The following is a 17,519-nucleotide window of genomic DNA, read 5'->3' as shown; positions in this document are numbered from 1 at the left end:
ACGACGGCGCGAAGCCGTTGAGCTGGTCAAGAAGGGAGGTCTCTCCGCCAAGATCGGCCTCGCCTTCTTGAAACAACACGCAGCCGCCTAAGCGGCCCCGCTCTACCCCGGAAGGGGTAGGGCACCCTTAACACGAAGCAACACACGCAAACAAGGATTTGCCCCATGAGCAAAGTTGAAACATTCACCGCACCGGAAACCATCGAAACCATCGCCCTGCCCGATCTCTACCTGTCTGATCTGAACCCACGACAGGAGGTTGCCGACGAAGGCATAGCTCTGCTGGCTGACAGTTTGGTCATGTGCGGCCTGATCCAGAACCTCAGCGGTCTGCGTGATGCGGATGGCAAAGTCGCCATCGTCGCCGGTGGTCGCCGCTTGCGGGCTCTGAATATCGCCGTGACTGAACGCCCCGATCTGGCACAGGTCCCCGTGAAAGTCACAGACAACCCGTTTGTGGCCGAACAATGGGCCAATGCGGAAAACACCGCCCGCGAGGAACTGGAACCGGTGGACGAGGTCCGCGCCTATGGCAGGATGGCCGAGAAATCCCTGTCTGTCGCCAAGATCAGCAATGCGTTTGGTGTGACCGAAGCCCATGTGCGCCGCCGCCTCGCACTGGCCGGTCTGCCCGTCGCTGTATTGGACGCGCTCAAGGCGGGCGAGATCAGTATGGGTCTGGCCAAGGCCATGACCGTCAGCACCGAAGAAGAGGAAATTCTGAACGTGCTGGAACAGGCAAAAGAGTGTCGGTGGTTCAGTGAACATGATGTCAAACAGGCCCTAACATCTGAGGCTGTCCGCAGCACCAGCCGCAAGGCTGTGTTTGTGGGGCAGGAAGCCTATGTTAAAGCCGGTGGCACGGTCACCGCTGATCTTTTTGCCGATGAAACCCTATTCAATGAAGGCGCGCTACTGGACCGCCTATTTGCTGAGAAGCTTGCGGCAGAAGCAGCGAAGCTGCGTGAAGCGGATGGCTGGGACTGGGTGGACACCCATGAAGACAGCTACATTCCTTATGGGTTCTCGGGAAGTGAAGGCATGCACCGTTTGGAGATGGTGAGCCGAGAGTTCACCACAGAACAGGCCGAGCGGTATGACGAACTTGCCGAACTCTATGAGGGTGAGGCTCTGGACGCGGGTGGCGAGAAGGAACTAGCCGCGCTCGAAGACTATGCCGCACCGTTTTATTCCGAAGATCAACGCAAGCTGTCCGGCGTGTTTTTCTATGTCGGCAACGATGGTGAGATCAAAACGTCATCGGCCTATGTCGCGGCGGAGCAAGTGCAGGCCGCCATTGAGGCCGGTGTTCTGACCCCAGTCAAAGAGCCAGAGACCGTAGAGACACCAAAATCGACCTATTCGCAGAAGTTCATCGACGACATGGTGGCGATCCGGCTGGCGGCGGTTCAAACGGCCCTTCTGGACAAGCCCGACTATGTGTTGAGCCTGTTTGCCTTCTCCGCAACCCCGGCATCCGGTCGGACCAGCACCCTGTTTGGGTTCGGCTATGGTGGCGCTGAGCGGAACACACCTGAGATCGACGATTTGTTCAGTCTTGATCCACGCCTTGGCGGGGAGCGGGATGAGGCTGCAGAGGCAGCTTATGACCAACTCCACAAGATGGCCGCGAAAGGCAGCGTGGAGGCGTTCAGGGCGTTTCGTGATCTGGGCAAGAAGACCCGCAATGGTGAGATCACAGTTTTTCTTGCTCGGCGGTTCCTGACCCAACGCCCGGAGTTCATGGGCGAAATCGAGGCTGAGATTGGTGCCGGCATCCGCGCGATCTGGACCCCTTCGGCTGAGAACTGCTTCAAGCGCCTGAAAGGCTGGCAGCTTGATGATCTCTACAAGGACCTGTTGGACCTGCATGTCGACACCGACATGTTCAAAGCCTTCGCGAAATCCAAGAAAGGTGCGAAGAACGAAGCGATGCACAAGTTGTTCAACGACAGTGAGCATCAGGCGGCACTGGGTGTGACCGAGGCACAGAAAGTCCGGATCGATGCGTGGGTGCCCGATTGCTTCTGAACCCAACAGGGCAGGGCGCGTTGCGCCCTGCCTATCAATCTCTGGCTGTGTCAGTCTCAATGATGAGAACTCAAAGTGGCATTGCGCGAACACTCCGTCGCGCATAGCTATCAGAGGTCGGCCACCCAGCCTACTTTTAAAGGTGGTACTTTCGCCAAAATGGATTTGGATAGACCCATGGACACCTCATCGAACAAGCTCGAGAAAGCCGCCCGCCGCGTCTGGAAATCCGCACAGATGTTTGTCGGGTTTCATACGGATCAGAAGGGCAAGCCGCGCGAACAGCCAAATCTCTGGCCGCCAAAGAACGGGAGCGCCTCGATCCATGGTGACCCCAGCGCGCAAGAGGCCATCGTTGTTGTCAAAGCCGCTGATCCGGAAGCTGCACAAGACGTGCAGATCAAGCTGCATCCAAACCGTATCGTTGTGCGCCGGGACGCAGACATGTGGTGGCAGGGTGTGGCCGTGGACGCGCATTCCGTGACGGTCCGAATGGCCGACAACACGATCATTGAAATTCGCCATGACGGCTCGGTGAAGCGTCGCTCAGCGGAAGATGAAACCCATGTTGAAGCTGATGGCAGTATCTTCAAGTTCACCGAGTTTGCCGAGGCGCATATGACGGGTGACGGGGTGGAAATGACCCGACGCACCGAGGATCGCATTGCCACGATCACAGCCGACGGTGTTGTCGATCGCGCGCGCAAGCGTTAGCCTGTCTTCAATACCTCGAGACTTCCCTTTGGGTAAACGTGTGGCCCGCTTCGGTGGGCCTCTTTCTTGTGTGCAAGACCGTCGGCAGAGGCCTCTCCGAGGCTGCGTTGTTTGCCTCCGATGAACGTTTCGAACCCATATTGACTGTTGTCTTCAATCTGGACAATGTCGCGGGTTCCCATTGGCGCATCCGACTCAGCGCACATAGGTTGGAGCCGACCCAAATCCATAAGGAATCGCAAGCGATATGACCGACGACTGGAACGACTACGCCGATGGTTGGGACGACAATAGCGACGTCAGATTTTACGCCAGTCGCGCTTTTGCCTCGCTTGACGCGCATCTGGATATTCGTGGGACGGATTGGCGATCAAAGCGCGTGCTCGACTTTGGATGTGGCACCGGATTGCTGGCGGAGAAAATTGCACCGCATGTGGCGGACGTTGTCGCGGTTGATACTTCAGAAAACATGATCGCGGTCCTGAAGGCAAAAAACCTGCCCAATGTCAGGGCCGTTCACGGAGATATGCTGGCGGGAAATGTTCGGGGCTTGGAGACCGGGTTCTCAGGTTTCGATTTGATCTGCGCCTCTTCCGTTTGCGCTTTTCTCCCGGATTACAGTGGAGCCGTGGCCCTACTGGCGGGATTGCTCAATAAGGGCGGGCAGTTCGTGCAGTGGGATTGGCAAGCGAAAGGTGATGACGGTTTCGGATTGACGCTGAATCAAATGAGGGCCGCGCTTGAGGCGGCAAGGCTTGGTTCAATTCGGGTCGAACGGATATTCGAGTTCAAATCTGATGAGAAGGTCATGCCTGTTCTGATTGGAGCGGGGATTCGAAATGCGGAATGATTTTGCGTTTGGATGAGTGAACAACCATTGCTTCCAATTAACCGACCTTTGGTATGGCTCGGGCAGCAAAGTTCAACTTAGAGACTTAGCGCCGGTTTTTTGGTCAGATTCCACCTCGCCAAATTGAGTCCGTCTGATCACCTGTTCCGCACATGCGCGGACCAGGGCCGGACCGTCCGGTCTTTGGCCTCCGCCATTTAAAAAGGGCGACTTGCACCGTCGGCGGTCCTCCATTCCTTGCTACGAGGGTCATACTGGCTCAGAAAGGCCACCCGAACTTGGAACTGTACACCGCGCCCGTGTCGGACCGAGGTGATGTTGCCGCCGTTCACCACATCGTTTTGTTCAGATGTCCCGCACGCAGCGATCCCAGAACGTCCTTCCTTTCACTTGGTCTGACAGGTTCAAACCCGTTGCCTGAGATGATCCTCGGCTGCCGTGTTTCTGAAGGGATGAACATAAGCGGGCCGTCGGGGAATACGCGCGGCGCCCGACCGAGCGCCGCGCTTCAACAGGGAATTTCCCCTGCGCCTGCGGCGCATTCCGCGCGGACCAAATTCCCTGCTGACGTCCCCTTGATGCCCGCTTTTCCCATGTTCACCGAAACACGTCATAGCGAGGATCAAACAATGGCAACTCAAACTCTGAAACTGAACGTCAAGACCGGTGAAAAAGAAGGCAAAAACTTCTGGGATCGTTGCGGGGTTCTTTTCGTCAACACCGATGAGACTGGCAACATCACCTCGATCCAGGTCAAGCACAGCATGTTCCCCGGCGTCGAGATGGTGGCCTTCCCGAAGCGCACCGATGACGATCCCGTCACCGAATGACATAAGGGCAGGGCGGCACAAGCCGCCCTTTCTTCTGCTCCGGCCAAAACCCGGACCACAGATGCGCCACGTGTGGCGCGCGGTCCAAGGACCGGGCAGGGGCGGTGACCTTCCGCGGTGCGGCAGCTCTCAACCCTGCCACACCCGCCGCGCATGCGGCGGGAAACTGAGCGCTCTGAGGCGCGCGGAAAATGCCATACTGAACTTGAACGTGCCGGTATGTGACGGGCGCTGTTCGTGCAGCCCATGCGGTGCATGATTGCCCTGCGCCGGTCCACCGGCACCCACGCCTGCTGGCTGGAAAAGGGGCGGGACCCTTTTCCCGGCGTGGAGATTGCCTCCAAGAGCAAAACTGCTCCGAGGGCGATTTGAGAAAATGCGGATTTCTAAAATCACCCCCGGTTTCCTCTTGGAGTGTATGACAGGATAAGGTAGTTGTGTTACAAACTCAAAATACAACCATAGGTATACATTGAGCAAGCCCGCCGACACCACCGTCTTTTCCGTGCGTTTGCCACTGGATGCGCTGGAGCGTTTGGAATCGGCTGTGACCGTGCTGGGGGCCAAGAGCCGCAATCAGATCATCCAGCGTCTGATCTACCGGTTGATCGGTTATCTCGATCCGGACCCCGCTGTTGTCGATCTCTGGCAGAAGCACTTGCGGCAGGTTCAGGGTGGATACACCAATCTCAATCAACTTGCGAAATCTGCCAAGCGCGGCACGGTGATCTGGACGGATGACGACCGGCGCGACGTCGAAAATCTCCATCGCGCGATCATCCAGCACCGGCAAGACCTGAAGGCGATGATCACAGCGGCCCGCCGAAACCGAGAGCCAGATTCCGCCATTCGCCGGATCTTGCGTGACGACGATTGGGCACCTGAAGAATGAACGCCGCAGCCCACGGTCTGACAGCCGGAGACTTCCTGGAACTTGCCTTCCGTGAGGCTCAGAAAGGTGTCGATCGTTCCAAGCGGATCAATCAGCAGCTGCAGACAGCTAAGCGTATGAAGTTCCTGATCTCGCGGGCCTCATCCATCAAGGCGCGGCTTGGTGCCGTGGTTGGCAAGCCCGAGGCTGTTGTGAAACACGTCCGGAAAGGCGGGGTAAAAAACGCGCATGAGCTGCGCCGCCAGATCAACTATCTGACCGTCAGGGCAGAGGGCGTGTTGGACATTCGAGACAATGGCGTGACCCCGCTCGATGCGGATCAGGTCAGTGATTTGATCGAGACTTGGGCCGAGGATTTCAACGGGAAAACCAACTACGGTTACACCCGTCACATGATCGTTTCTTTTCCCGAAGGCACCTATCCGGACGCCGCTCACGAGGCCGGTTTGGAATTCGCTGATCGTTTGTTTGGAAGCGGTGATTTTGGCGATACCTGGGACTATCTGACCGTCTTCCACAACGACACTGACAACCCCCATGTCCACATCGTTGTGAACAACCGAGGCGTCGAGCATGGGCAGTGGCTCGCTATGGGAATGAGCAGTGAAATGAACATCGACGTTCAGCGCGCTATCCAGGTCGAGGTTGCAGAGGAATACGGAATTGAGCTGACCGCAACGACCCGTCTTGAGCGCGGTTTGCGGCAGGAAGTTGTGACCGACACGTGGAAAGTTCAGGCCGGAATGTCGGTTGTTGAAAGCACCCCGGAAGTCGAAGTTACGGCCCGCGACATGGCCGCTGATGTGATGACTCTATCCATCGCAAGAATGTCGGATCTGTTTGACGAGCGCGCCAACGCCGTCAAAGACCGGATCGAAGAGTACGCCATCATGCTCGTTGAAGGAGAGGAACCTATGGTATCGAGAATGGAACATCTACTAGACCAAGCCCATCATTTTGATGATTACGGTGAGCTGGGAGACCCGTCTTATGTGTCCCCCGATGTCATGAGCAACTTGCGGCGACACATCGAATTAGGCGGTTCTGAGGAAACAATCGCGCCCGAGCTGAAGGCTCAGGTTGTTGCCCATATCAGCGACGTTCGGGACAACGAACAGAGCCATCCGTATCTGTCTGCCCTTGCTGATATTGTCGATGACAAGGAGTTCCAGGCGTCCGCTGATTATGCCCCGGCAGCACGCCGCTACGAGGTCTATATGCAGGACACCTTGGGCGAGGGGGCCTATGAGGACTTCCAGACTCAGACCAAAGATTTGTTGCAATCCATCGACAAGATGGAAGGGCTTGCCCGTGAGGTTGACGACCCTCATCTGCGTGTCGCGATGGATATTCAGATTGGAGAGCTGAAGGGCGATGTCGCGGATCTGCGCTCTAACGACCCAGACCTTCAAGCGTTCATCATCGAGGACCGCCGCTATTCAACGATGATGGGAATGGGCGCCGCCGAAATGGATGTCTTGGATTATCCAGAGGCCGACAAGTGGGCGGCGATCCGCAAGGAAGTCACCGACACGGCCAGCAGCTACGGCCTTGATGGCGAGGCGTTCGTTGCCCGCTTTGGCGACCATCACAACGTCACTTTGGGCACTACAATGGGATGGCGCAGCGACGACATTTCGACCGCAGCGGCCCACTTCAAGGCTCAAGGATTGTCGGATAGCCACGACCGCGCAGAGGCCGTTGTTGACGAGCTGCACCAGCTTGCTTCTTCCAAGATCATCGCAATCTCAGAAGAACTCTCAGAGGTTCACGCCCACGCAACGCACCCGCTCTTGCAAGGGCGCGGTGACGATGACGGTCACAGCCTATAGGACATCACCCGGTCTGCCTGATGAGTGCGCCAACGCCGTAGGCAGATCCATCACTGAGTTATCCATCAACTCGCAAAGGAAAAACTATGGTTTCCCGTACAGACTATCTTTTGAACGAAGTTGAACACTTCGCACCCTTTTCCCAATTTGATCAATCCGCCCCGCGCGAGGATCGCGTTTCAGAGCAGATCGACACCATCATGAAAGAGCAGCAGGCGATGGGCTATGATCGTGCAGCCATCGCTTCAAACAGCTTCGACATCGAGGACCAGGCCAAGCGCCGTGTTGACGAACACATGGCGCAGCAAAATCTGGTCGAAGAATTGAAAATCGAATTGGAGGCTGCGGAGCGGTCAGGGGAGCCGGTTGATCTGAACGATATGCAGGCTTTGGTTTCTCAGCACATGACCGATGCTCAGGAATACGATCTGTATCACCCCTACTATTCGTCCCTTGCGGATCTGTCCGGCGACAAAGGTTTTCAGGATTCCGACGACTACCAGTCGCCCGGTGATCGCTATGTTCAGTATATGCAATCCGCTCTGGGTCAGGCCGGTTTCGAGAACTACGAACAGCAGACCAAGGACATCGTGAACTCCATCGAGAACATGGAGGCTCTTGCACGAGAGGTCGAAGATCCGCATCTGCGTGCCGCAATGGACGTGCAGATCGGAGAGCTGAAGGGCGATGTTGCCGAGCTACGCCCATACGACACCGACCTGCAGGCGTACACTGTTGCTGACGACAGTTACACCACATCCATGAATGCAGCCGAGCTAGACAACCTGGACCCGTCCGAGGCCGAAAAATGGCTGGCAGTGCGTGACGACATTGTTGCAACCGCCAACAGCTTCGGACTCGATGGAAACAAGTTCCTGGCCCGCTACAACGATCATGACAGCGTTTCAGTCGGCACCACGGCGACTTGGCGAGACGCGGACATTTCCACCGCTGCCGCCCATTTTAACAGCCAAGGTGTTCCGGACAGCTACGAGCGCGCCGAGGCCGTTGTCGGTGAGCTGCACCAAGTTTCATCCAGCAAGATTGCCGCAGTGGTACAAGAGATTGCCCATAGCCACGAACAGGCCACCCACGTCCATGAAGATGACGGTCACAGACTTTAGGGAAGCATAGTATTTGGGTAGAGCCGCCGTTCAAGCAGCGCGCGGCGAAAGGGGCAAATGAGCCCATACCAACGGATGCTGCGCGGTGCACCAATGGGAATTGTGCGTTGCGCAGCGGACGCAGTTGTAAACGCGGGAACAAAACTCATCAGTGGTGTGGTCGTAGCCGAATGGCGGACGGTCTCGACTCACAAAACAGTCGACCAAACTCATCAGTGAATACTCTTTACTGCAATGCTGTTTGGCGCATGTCTGTCCAAATGAGTGTCTCAATTCGTACTAGATGAGACAGTTTTTCCGACGAGGCACGTCGCCGTAGAAAAACGATACTCAACCCACAAAGATTGCATCAGCCTTTTCTTCGACAAGGAGGAGAGGAACAATGCAGCCAGAAAAAGACACCTTGGCATGGATGTATGAAAAGATGGTGACCAGCCGTCGTTTCGAAAACGCCATCGAGAAAATCTACATGGAAGGCAAGTCGCCGGTTTTCAACATGGCGGACGGGCCAATCCCCGGAGAGATGCATTTGTCAGACGGACAGGAACCGGTGGCGGTTGGTGTCTGTGCCCATCTGAATCCCGAAGATATCGTGACCGCGACGCATCGCCCGCATCATCAGGCCATCGCAAAGGGTGTGGATCTGAAGAAGATGGCCGCCGAAATTTTCGGCAAGGCGACGGGCCTGTCTGGCGGGCGCGGTGGCCATATGCATATCTTCGACGCCGATGTGAACTTTGCTTGTTCGGGGATTATCGCTCAAGGCATGGGGCCTGCGGCCGGGGCGGCGCTGTCGCGTCAGATCCAGGGTAAGCCGGGTGTCGCGGTGTCGTTTATCGGTGAAGGTGCTGCTAATCAGGGGGCCTTTCACGAGGCCTTGAACCTGGCGGCGGTCTGGAAATTGCCGATGGTCGTTGTGGTCGAGGACAATGCCTGGGGCATTTCTGTGTCGAAAGAGGCCTCGACCGCGATACAGCGCAACTCGGACCGGGCGGCGGCATACGGTATTCCCGGCCATTACATTCCAGGCAACGATCCAATGAAGATCTACGAGGTTGCCGGTGAAGCGATCGCGCGGGCGCGTCGCGGCGAAGGTCCGACGCTAATCGAGGTCGAAACCTATCGTCTGGCCGGACATTTTATGGGCGATGCCGAAGGCTATCGCCCAGAGGGTGAAAAGGATGGACTTTTCGAGAAGGACCCGATCCCGGCAATGCGCGCCAAGCTCCTGGCTGACGGTGACTTCACCGAAGCGGAATTGGATGCATTGGAAGCCAAGGCACAGGCCGCTGTGGACGAAGCAATCAGTTTTGCCCGCGAAAGCGCCGATCCGAAACCTGAAGACGCGCTGACAGCGGTGTTCGCCTGATAGGCCAAGGGAGAAATGATAATGGAAAATGAACGTAAACTTACAATTGCCAGAGCAATGGCCGAGGCCACTGCACAGGAAATGCGCGATGACCCGAGCGTGTTCGTCATGGGCGAAGACATCGCGGAACTAGGCGGCGTATTTGGCAACACCCGAGGATTGCTGGAAGAGTTCGGCAAGGAGCGGGTCCGCGACACGCCAATTTCGGAGACAGGGTTTATCGGTGCTGCTGTGGGGGCGGCACAGGATGGCATGAAGCCGGTTGTCGAACTGATGTTCGTTGACTTCTTCGGCGTCTGCTTTGATGCGATTTACAATCTGATGGCCAAGAACACCTATTTCTCGGGCGGGAATTTCAACGTACCCATGGTGCTGATGACCTCGACCGGGGGTGGCTATTCCGATGCAGGGCAGCATTCGCAATGTCTCTATGGCAGCTTTGCCCATCTACCCGGCATGAAAGTGGTCAGTCCGTCCAATGCCTATGATGCCAAGGGGCTGATGACAGCGGCGCTGCGCGACCCGAATCCGGTGATTTACATGTATCACAAGGGGCTGCAGGGTATGGGCTGGCTTGGCACCGAAGCGGGCGCTATCGTGCATGTGCCGGAAGAAAGCTATGAAGTCGAAATCGGCAAGGCCGCGATTGCCCGCGAAGGGCGCGACGTGACCATCGTATCGATTGCGCAAGGCGTTCATCACGGGCTGAAAGCGGCGGAAAGGTTGGCCGATCAGGGTATCAGTGCCGAGGTGGTAGATCTGCGGTCTCTGGTGCCACTGGATCGCGACACGATCCGCGCCAGCATCGCAAAGACCGGGCGGTTGATCGTGGTTGACGAGGATTACCACAGCTACGGAGTGTCGGGCGAAATCATTGCGACCGTGACCGAAAGCAATATGGCGGATCTGAAGGCACCTCCCAAGCGCATCGCCTATCCGGATGTGCCGATCCCGTTTGCCCGCGTTCTGGAACAGCATTGCCTGCCTAATGCGGACAAGATCGCCGCCGCCGCGCGTGAGATCTGTGGAGCGCCGGTTCCGGCCTGACCTCGGACAAACCCATTACAAGCAGATGCCACCCTGGAATGGCGGGGTGGCCGCAAGAGGAGACTGCCAATTGGCTACCGATATCATCATTCCATCCGACCTTTGGGACGGCGACGAAGAATGCGTCATCACCGCCTGGCTGGCCAGTGACGGAGCGCAGGTCACCGAGGGTGCGCTGATCGCCGAGATCATGACAGCCAAGGTCCAATACGAGATCACTGCCCCTGCCACCGGCACGCTAGGCATAGCCAAGGCGCAGGATGAGGTTGCGGCCAAGGGCGATGTGATCGGAGCGGTCTCGTGACCGTGCAAACCGTCACAGAGCCAACGGTGGTGCCTCTGCGCGGCGCGCGCGGCATGATTGCCGACAAGATGAGCGCTTCACTGCGGGATGCCGCCCAGCTGACCCACCATGCCCGAGCCGACATGACAGCACTTCTGGCGGCCAAGACGCAGTTCAAGGGTGAAGGGAATCCTCTATCGGTCGAGGATTTGCTGATGGGGGCGACGATCCGGACTCTCAAAACTCATACTGACATCAATGGCAGGGTCGAAGGGCGTGAAGTGCATCTGGCTGATGCTGTCGATCTTGGTGTTGCCATTGCGCTGCCGGGCAACCTGCTGGCCGCGCCCGCGATCTTTGGAGCGGACCGCATGAGCCTGCCGGAGCTGCGTGCCGCGCGGCGCGATCTGGCGCAGCGAGCACAAACAAACAAGCTGACCGTGCCTGAAATGACTGGCGGCACCTTCACGATTTCCAACCTAGGTCTTAGTCGGGTGGAGCAATTCACCCCAATCATCAACACGCCCCAAATCGCCATTCTGGGTATCGGGCGCACCGTGGACACACCAGTACGGGATGGAGAAAATGTGGTTTGGAAGCCCTATGCTGGCCTGTCACTGACATTCGACCACAGAGCCATCGACGGTGCACCTGCCGCCGCGTTTCTGACCGATCTTTGCACAACGATCGAGGAATTCGTGCCATGATTATTGCCCCATTTGCCACTGCTGAAGATGGGATCGCACGTGAGACAGCCATGTTTCAGGCGTGCAAACCCGCCATGCTGCTGTGGCAGGCCGAAGATCAAGCGCTTGTACTTCCCGCAGCATTGGCGCGGCGTGCGGCGATGAAGGCGCATATACACGACACCCGGGCCGCTGGGTACCAGGTTGTGACGCGCGGCAGTGGTGGCGGCATCGTTCCACAAGGGCCATGTACGCTGAACCTTGCGATGGTTCTGCCCTGCGGGCCGGACTTCACCATGGAGGATGGATATCGCCTGATCTGTGGTACCTTGGCCGAGACGCTCACCCGCTTTGACATCGATGCACAGACAGGTGCCCGCCCCGGTTCGTTCTGTGACGGTACCTGGAACGTGTTGGTGGACGGATGCAAACTTGCCGGAACGGCGCAAAGGGTACGGGCCACTCAAGACTGCCGCGTCGCGCTGCTGCATGCCGCGATCCTGTTGCGCCTCCCTGATCCAGGTCACTGGGCCGAGCTTTGCCTGATACATCAGGCGGCTTTCCCATCTGAGCTGCTTCTACGACCGGATGCCCACACCACGATCACCACCCTCATGTCGGGGGCACCCCTTCAACAAAAGAGCTTTCCCGGAGCATTGATCAGAGCCGCGGAGGACCGGCTGTCTGCATTAATGCCCCGTGAAGTAAAGGCGGCCTGACCGCTCAATAAAACCCACTGGGAGGAAGAAAATGACTATTCGTTTCCACCGGCTAGGCAAATCGGACGAGGACCGCGTGGCTATGAGCCGCCGCATGTTCCTGATGACGACAACCATGGCCGGCATCACCACTAATGCCATGCTGAGTGGCGCAGCTTTTGCGGCATCAAGCGTGTTGAACGAGGCACAGGGTGCAAACCTGCTGCGCATGGTGCAGGATATCTACCCGCACCCCGACATTTTGCAACTGTCGCATTACGAAGCCATTGCAACGACCATCATGACCAATGCCGAGGCAGATGCAGACATGGCTAAGGGCCTTACCGATGGTCTAGATCAGATCGATGCAAAGGCGCAGGAACTCTTCGGGGTTGCCTATGTCGAAATAGAAGATCCGGACGCGCGCGAGGGTCTTTTAAGGCATTTCCAGCATGAGGGCTTCTTCCAGGGTGTCCGCTGGACGGCCTATTTCGGCATTTACGACAACAAGGATGTCTGGCCTCTGCTGGGCTACGAGGGGTCTTCCGCAGAGCATGGCGGTTACATCGACCGTGGTTTTTCCGACATCACATTCGTTCCCGAGGGTCCGACCCTTGAGGAGCGCATGGCTGACGTCCAGAGCTAAGGGAGAAGCAAAATGGCACAATTTGACCTCAACGACGACAGTGTTGTCGTCATCATCGGCTCTGGCGCTGGCGGCGGCACACTGGCCAACGAACTGGCCCAGAAGGGCGTCAAGTCGGTCGTTCTGGAAGCGGGCAAACGCTTTGATCTGGGCGATATCGAAAACGACGAATGGGCAATGTTCCAGAAGATTTCCTGGCTCGACAAACGCTATTCCGGTGGCGGTTGGCACGGCGCGGTGAACCACCCCACATTGCCCACATGGCTGGTTAAAGGTTATGGCGGTTCGACAATCCACTGGGCGGGCGTGGCCCTGCGGTTCAAGGATTTCGAGTTCAAGACCCGCAGCACCTACGGTGAAATCGACGGTGCAAATGTCGAAGACTGGCCAGTCGATCTGGAGGAAATGACCCCCTGGTACGAAAAAGCCGAACTGAAGATGGGCGTCACCGGCAAGACCACCGGCATGCCACATCTGCCCTGGAACAATGGGTTTCGCGTGCTCGCCGAAGGCTGCCGCCGGACCGGGCGCAGCGATTACCGGTCGGGCCCAATGGCGATTAACTCGGTCGAGCGCGATGACCGCCCCGCCTGCCAGCAGATTGGGTTTTGCATGCAGGGCTGTGCAATTGGTGCAAAATGGTCCACCATGTATACCGAACTGCCGCGCGCCGAAGACACCGGCAATTGCGAGGTCCGCACCGATGCTATGGTGCTGAAGATCGAACATGACGATCAGGGCAAGGCCAACGCGGTTGTCTATGCCGACAAGGACGGCAATCAACACCGCCAGAAGGCGCGGGTGATCTGCGTAGCGGGCAATTCTATCGAAAGCCCGCGGATGCTGCTGAATTCAGCGTCGAACATGTTCCCCGACGGGCTTGCCAATTCCTCGGGTCAGGTCGGCAAGAACTACATGAACCACACCACCGGAGGAGTTTACGCCGTGCTGCCCGAAAAGGTGCACATGTATCGCGGCACCTCGGTCGCTGGCATCGTTGGTGACGAGGTCTATCACGACGCAGGACGCGGGTTCAGTGGCGGATATTACCTCGAATTCCTGTCGCTCGGCCTGCCGTTCATGGCGGCTTTCCTGGAGCCTGGCAATACCGGGTGGGGCCGCAGCGTGGCAGGCGCGCTGGAAAACTACGACCGGATGTCGGGCGTCTGGGTGCTGGGCGAGGACCTTGCGCAGGAGCGCAACGCGATCACGCTTCACGACAGCGAGGTGGATCAATACGGGCTGCCGGTGCCGATCATCTCAAAGACACCGCATAACAACGACTACGAGATGACGGCTCATATGTACGAGACATCGGCCCAGATTTACGAGGCCGTTGGTGCCACGGATGTGTATGAGTTGCCCGCTTATCCGGCGACCCACAACATGGGCACCAACCGGATGCATGCCGACCCATCCAAGGGCGTGGTCAATGCCTACGGACAGGCGCATGATATCGACAACCTGTTTGTCTCGGACGGCAGTCAGTTCACGTCTTCAGCAGCCTGTAATCCGACACTGACCATCGTGGCCCTGGCCATCCGGCAGGCGGAATACATCGCGCAGGAGATGAACGCCCAGAACATCTGAGTGTCGGAGAATACCTCCCTGAATACGGTCGGGCCCTCGTGCCCGGCCGTATTTGTTTGACGAGGACTATTCGGGCCGTTGCAACCCTTCGGAGGCAATCCAGCGATTAACCGTTGCACGGCTCTTGCCCAGCAAACGCGCCGCCTTTGAGACGTTCCAGTTGGTGCTGTCAAGTGCATCCTTGAGCGAAGCCCGCGTCAGGGTTTTGGTGTTTTCTTCGCGCTCTGCCAGCAGGCGCGCAGGCAAATCGGTTACATTGATGCGTCTTCCATTGCCGCAGATCACCGCCTCTCGTAATACGCAGTGCATTTCACGCCGGTTGCCCGGCCAGTGGTAACCGACCAGCATATCCTGGGCGCTGTCAGCAATTTCGAGTGGGTTTGAGAAACTCTCCGCGGCAACGTTTTCAAGGACGGTTTCAAGGTCCCGTGCCGCGATCGGAGGCAGCTCCACCACCGATTGGCCCAACAGGTAGAGCAGGCTTTTGGGAATCGTGCTGTCGCTTTCCAGATCAGCCCAGATCTTGTCTGTCGTAAACAGCACCACAGGAGGTTCTGCCTTCGTTTGTGCCACCATCGGGTCAACATCAAGGAAGCGTTCTAGGGTGATCTGCGCTTGCGGCGGTAGGCTCTCGATATTTCGCAAGATTAATGTTGGAACCACGTTGTCGACGGGATATTCACTGAGGAAATCCAGGCTTTCTAGGGCTTCTTTCAGGTCAGCCTCCACTCCACTTTTGGCCGCATCGAGTGTCAGCCCCATCGGTGAGATCAGGGATTGTTCTTCTAGCAGGGCTCTTGCAAACCCATCCACACCAACTCCCGGCTCACCACAGATAAGCAGCGGTACACGATGGGCGACAATTTTGCGCGCGCGATCGGCAAGAACTGCAAGGCCACCGCCCTCTGAAATCAAACGACCAAGTGTTGTTTCTTTTTCCACCCGGGCTGAGATGCGTGGCGTATTGGGTTGCGTTACCCGGCGTCGTGGTGGCACCGTGGCGGGTCCTCGCAGCGTGATTTCCAGATCTTTAAGATCGGATATGTGTTGCCCTGCCAGGTTCTGATGCTCGGAAGGAAGTGCGCTGTCGCGCCATAGCGGCAAATGCGAGATCACTATTCCATCCTCGTCACATGCCACCAGAGTTTCAAAACTTCTCCGTGTTTTAAGATCGCGCGACAACACCCGGCCCGTTAGCTTGTCGGCATGAAAATTTCGGAAAAGCCGCGTCTGAAATTGCCGCGACGCGCGCCTGACCACCTGTTCGCAAAGTGCATGCTCTTCCTGCCGACGGTGCGCGGCCCCGACTAGGGTTATGGTGCCGATCAGGTTGTTTTCCGCATCGGTCAGCGGTGCCGAACTGCAGCTGAAATCATGAAAGCAGTTGTAAAAATGTTCATCACCCAGCACCGTCAGAACACGCCCGCTCTGCAACGACATCGCGATACCGTTTGTTCCGGCGACACGCTCATCCCAGACCCCACCCCGGACAAGCCCACTTCTTTGAAACTCGGCTTCCAGACCCTCCGGCACATAGGATTCGATCACAATCCCATCGGAGTCGGTGATCAGTAGGCAATATCTCGAACGACTTGGCAGCAGGGCGGAATTGTCGACCTCAGACACAGCACCGCCAATTTGATCGAGAAACTTCTCGTTGCGATAGGCAATTTCGTCAGCCTGCAACCGCAAGATAGGAGATTTGGCGTTTGAAGACAGGTTATGTTGTGACCGGCTCCGATCTTTTGAGGATCGGAGCAGACTGTCTACCGACGACCTGTCCATATACCCTGACACGGCGAAACCCTTTCGATTGTCAGCCATTCAAAATACTTCATCTCCACGGGCAATTGTTGTTCAAAATGGGCGCCCTGTCCAATTTGGCGCTTCTTCGGCGGGAAACTATGCCAAATCCTCAAGCGCTTTCAGCGCACGGCCGCCATAGACAACAGAAGGGCCGCCGCCCATCTCAATCGCAACCGAAATCGCTTCAATCACCTCATCCTGGCTGGCGCCATGGTTCAATGCTGAGCGCAGGTGGAACACGATGCAGTCTTCACATCTGATTGCAATCGATATTGAAAACGCCATTAGTTCTTTGGTTTTGCTGTCCAATGCGCTGTCAGCGGAAGCAGCCTTAACGAGCTGGCTGTAGGGCGTCATGACTGATGGAGCGGCCTTGAAAAGAGCTCCCACACGCTTGTCGATTGATACTGCGTTGTCTTTATAAGTCGCCGTCAATTTCAGAGTTCTCCATCAAACTTTAGGAGACGCACGATGCAAATGAACGCTGCATACGATCGCGCCTCGCTCTTGTCCCTATCTTACTAAACAAGTATTGCCGGGCGCCTAGAAGCGCGAAACCTCTGAAATGAGTATTGCATAGGCTCGCTGGAAACTGTCTCATTCGGCGCCAAATGAGACAGTTCTACAAAGCCACATTTGTATTCGGATGTGGAAACCTCGGAACACGCCATGCTCCGTCTTCAAGAAAGCACCATTTTATTTGGCTCGCGCTAACACAAGTTCGCGCAATGTCCGTCAGCCGACCGATCCAGCCATTGGTGGACACGCGGCGAAAGAACGGTTTGTCCGCTTCTTACCAATTCGTCTTTGAAGTGATGAAGGGTCGGTTCTTAATACAACTTATTCAGAAATTCCTTACTACCCTGTCATTGCAGCTCGATAGTTCTACACAAAATTAATCACCCAGCCTGTTCGTCGCAGCCTTGATCTTCTTGTCCGTATTGTACTGGCTCAGCGAGTATACAGCCCAAATCGCGGCTGGAATCCAGCCAATGAGCGTCAGTTGCAGGAGCAGGCAGAAAAAGCCTTGAAATGGGCGTCTGATCGTAAAGAACACCACAAACGGAAGCAAAATCGCGAGTATCAATCTCATCTTAAATGACCTTCTGATAGTTAGACCG

17 protein-coding genes are annotated in these 17,519 nt (G+C 56.8%); 14 read left to right on the top strand and 3 right to left on the bottom strand.

Features of this window, described 5'->3' with window-relative positions:
• Positions 1 to 165 precede the first annotated feature (165 nt).
• The 14 genes from AC2FH6_RS19145 (at position 166) to AC2FH6_RS19080 (ending at position 14,592) form a co-directional block, all read left to right on the top strand.
• Positions 166 to 2,031 carry a ParB/RepB/Spo0J family partition protein gene (locus tag AC2FH6_RS19145; RefSeq protein ID WP_496703974.1) on the top strand — a complete coding sequence of 622 codons (1,866 nt, stop codon included), beginning with the start codon at positions 166 to 168 and terminating at the stop codon, positions 2,029 to 2,031.
• A gap of 177 nt (positions 2,032 to 2,208) precedes the next feature.
• Positions 2,209 to 2,745: a hypothetical protein gene (locus AC2FH6_RS19140; RefSeq protein WP_496703973.1), complete on the top strand. Its 537-nt coding sequence runs from the start codon at positions 2,209 to 2,211 to the stop codon at positions 2,743 to 2,745.
• A 247-nt stretch (positions 2,746 to 2,992) separates the two neighbouring features.
• On the top strand, positions 2,993 to 3,595 hold the full coding sequence (locus tag AC2FH6_RS19135) for a class I SAM-dependent DNA methyltransferase (protein ID WP_496703972.1): 603 nt from the start codon (positions 2,993 to 2,995) through the stop codon (positions 3,593 to 3,595).
• 413 nt (positions 3,596 to 4,008) lie between these two features.
• Positions 4,009 to 4,425, top strand: a complete 417-nt coding sequence (locus AC2FH6_RS19130) for a hypothetical protein (RefSeq protein WP_496703971.1) — start codon at positions 4,009 to 4,011, stop codon at positions 4,423 to 4,425.
• A 472-nt stretch (positions 4,426 to 4,897) separates the two neighbouring features.
• Positions 4,898 to 5,317, top strand: coding sequence for a hypothetical protein (locus AC2FH6_RS19125; RefSeq protein ID WP_496703970.1), 420 nt, complete (start codon positions 4,898 to 4,900; stop codon positions 5,315 to 5,317).
• Positions 5,314 to 7,149 (top strand): relaxase/mobilization nuclease domain-containing protein, encoded by a 1,836-nt coding sequence (locus tag AC2FH6_RS19120; protein WP_496703969.1) that lies wholly within the window; start codon positions 5,314 to 5,316, stop codon positions 7,147 to 7,149. Before AC2FH6_RS19125 ends, AC2FH6_RS19120 begins: the two co-directional genes overlap by 4 nt.
• 86 nt (positions 7,150 to 7,235) lie before the next feature.
• Complete coding sequence (locus tag AC2FH6_RS19115; RefSeq protein WP_496703968.1) at positions 7,236 to 8,273, top strand: hypothetical protein; 1,038 nt, start codon at positions 7,236 to 7,238, stop codon at positions 8,271 to 8,273.
• 382 nt (positions 8,274 to 8,655) lie between these two features.
• The gene (locus AC2FH6_RS19110; protein WP_496703967.1) at positions 8,656 to 9,642 is read left to right on the top strand and encodes a thiamine pyrophosphate-dependent dehydrogenase E1 component subunit alpha; all 987 of its coding nucleotides are present in this window, start codon (positions 8,656 to 8,658) and stop codon (positions 9,640 to 9,642) included.
• A gap of 21 nt (positions 9,643 to 9,663) precedes the next feature.
• Complete coding sequence (locus tag AC2FH6_RS19105; RefSeq protein WP_496703966.1) at positions 9,664 to 10,689, top strand: alpha-ketoacid dehydrogenase subunit beta; 1,026 nt, start codon at positions 9,664 to 9,666, stop codon at positions 10,687 to 10,689.
• A gap of 70 nt (positions 10,690 to 10,759) precedes the next feature.
• Positions 10,760 to 10,993: a biotin/lipoyl-containing protein gene (locus AC2FH6_RS19100; protein WP_496703965.1), complete on the top strand. Its 234-nt coding sequence runs from the start codon at positions 10,760 to 10,762 to the stop codon at positions 10,991 to 10,993.
• Positions 10,990 to 11,679 carry a 2-oxo acid dehydrogenase subunit E2 gene (locus tag AC2FH6_RS19095; protein WP_496703964.1) on the top strand — a complete coding sequence of 230 codons (690 nt, stop codon included), beginning with the start codon at positions 10,990 to 10,992 and terminating at the stop codon, positions 11,677 to 11,679. The genes AC2FH6_RS19100 and AC2FH6_RS19095 overlap by 4 nt, the downstream gene beginning before the upstream one ends.
• On the top strand, positions 11,676 to 12,377 hold the full coding sequence (locus tag AC2FH6_RS19090) for a lipoyl protein ligase domain-containing protein (protein ID WP_496703963.1): 702 nt from the start codon (positions 11,676 to 11,678) through the stop codon (positions 12,375 to 12,377). Before AC2FH6_RS19095 ends, AC2FH6_RS19090 begins: the two co-directional genes overlap by 4 nt.
• Positions 12,378 to 12,408: 31 nt before the next feature.
• Entirely contained in the window at positions 12,409 to 13,002 is a 594-nt protein-coding gene (locus AC2FH6_RS19085) for a hypothetical protein (RefSeq protein ID WP_372580200.1), read from the top strand.
• 12 nt (positions 13,003 to 13,014) lie between these two features.
• Positions 13,015 to 14,592, top strand: coding sequence for a GMC family oxidoreductase (locus AC2FH6_RS19080; RefSeq protein WP_496703962.1), 1,578 nt, complete (start codon positions 13,015 to 13,017; stop codon positions 14,590 to 14,592).
• A 66-nt stretch (positions 14,593 to 14,658) separates the two neighbouring features.
• Here the strand turns inward: AC2FH6_RS19080 and AC2FH6_RS19075 are convergent, their stop codons facing one another.
• From AC2FH6_RS19075 to AC2FH6_RS19065, 3 genes are all read right to left on the bottom strand, one after another.
• Entirely contained in the window at positions 14,659 to 16,278 is a 1,620-nt protein-coding gene (locus tag AC2FH6_RS19075) for a sigma-54-dependent Fis family transcriptional regulator (RefSeq protein WP_496703961.1), read from the bottom strand.
• Positions 16,279 to 16,494: 216 nt separating this feature from the next.
• On the bottom strand, positions 16,495 to 16,833 hold the full coding sequence (locus tag AC2FH6_RS19070) for a carboxymuconolactone decarboxylase family protein (RefSeq protein ID WP_496703960.1): 339 nt from the start codon (positions 16,831 to 16,833) through the stop codon (positions 16,495 to 16,497).
• 460 nt (positions 16,834 to 17,293) lie between these two features.
• A complete protein-coding gene (locus AC2FH6_RS19065) occupies positions 17,294 to 17,491 on the bottom strand; it encodes a YqaE/Pmp3 family membrane protein (RefSeq protein WP_496703959.1) in 198 nt (65 codons plus the stop codon).
• Positions 17,492 to 17,519 lie beyond the last annotated feature (28 nt).

It is taken from the genome of Ruegeria sp. CDSC045 (assembly GCF_059610725.1).
This window is presented reverse-complemented; position numbering and strand designations above follow the sequence as displayed.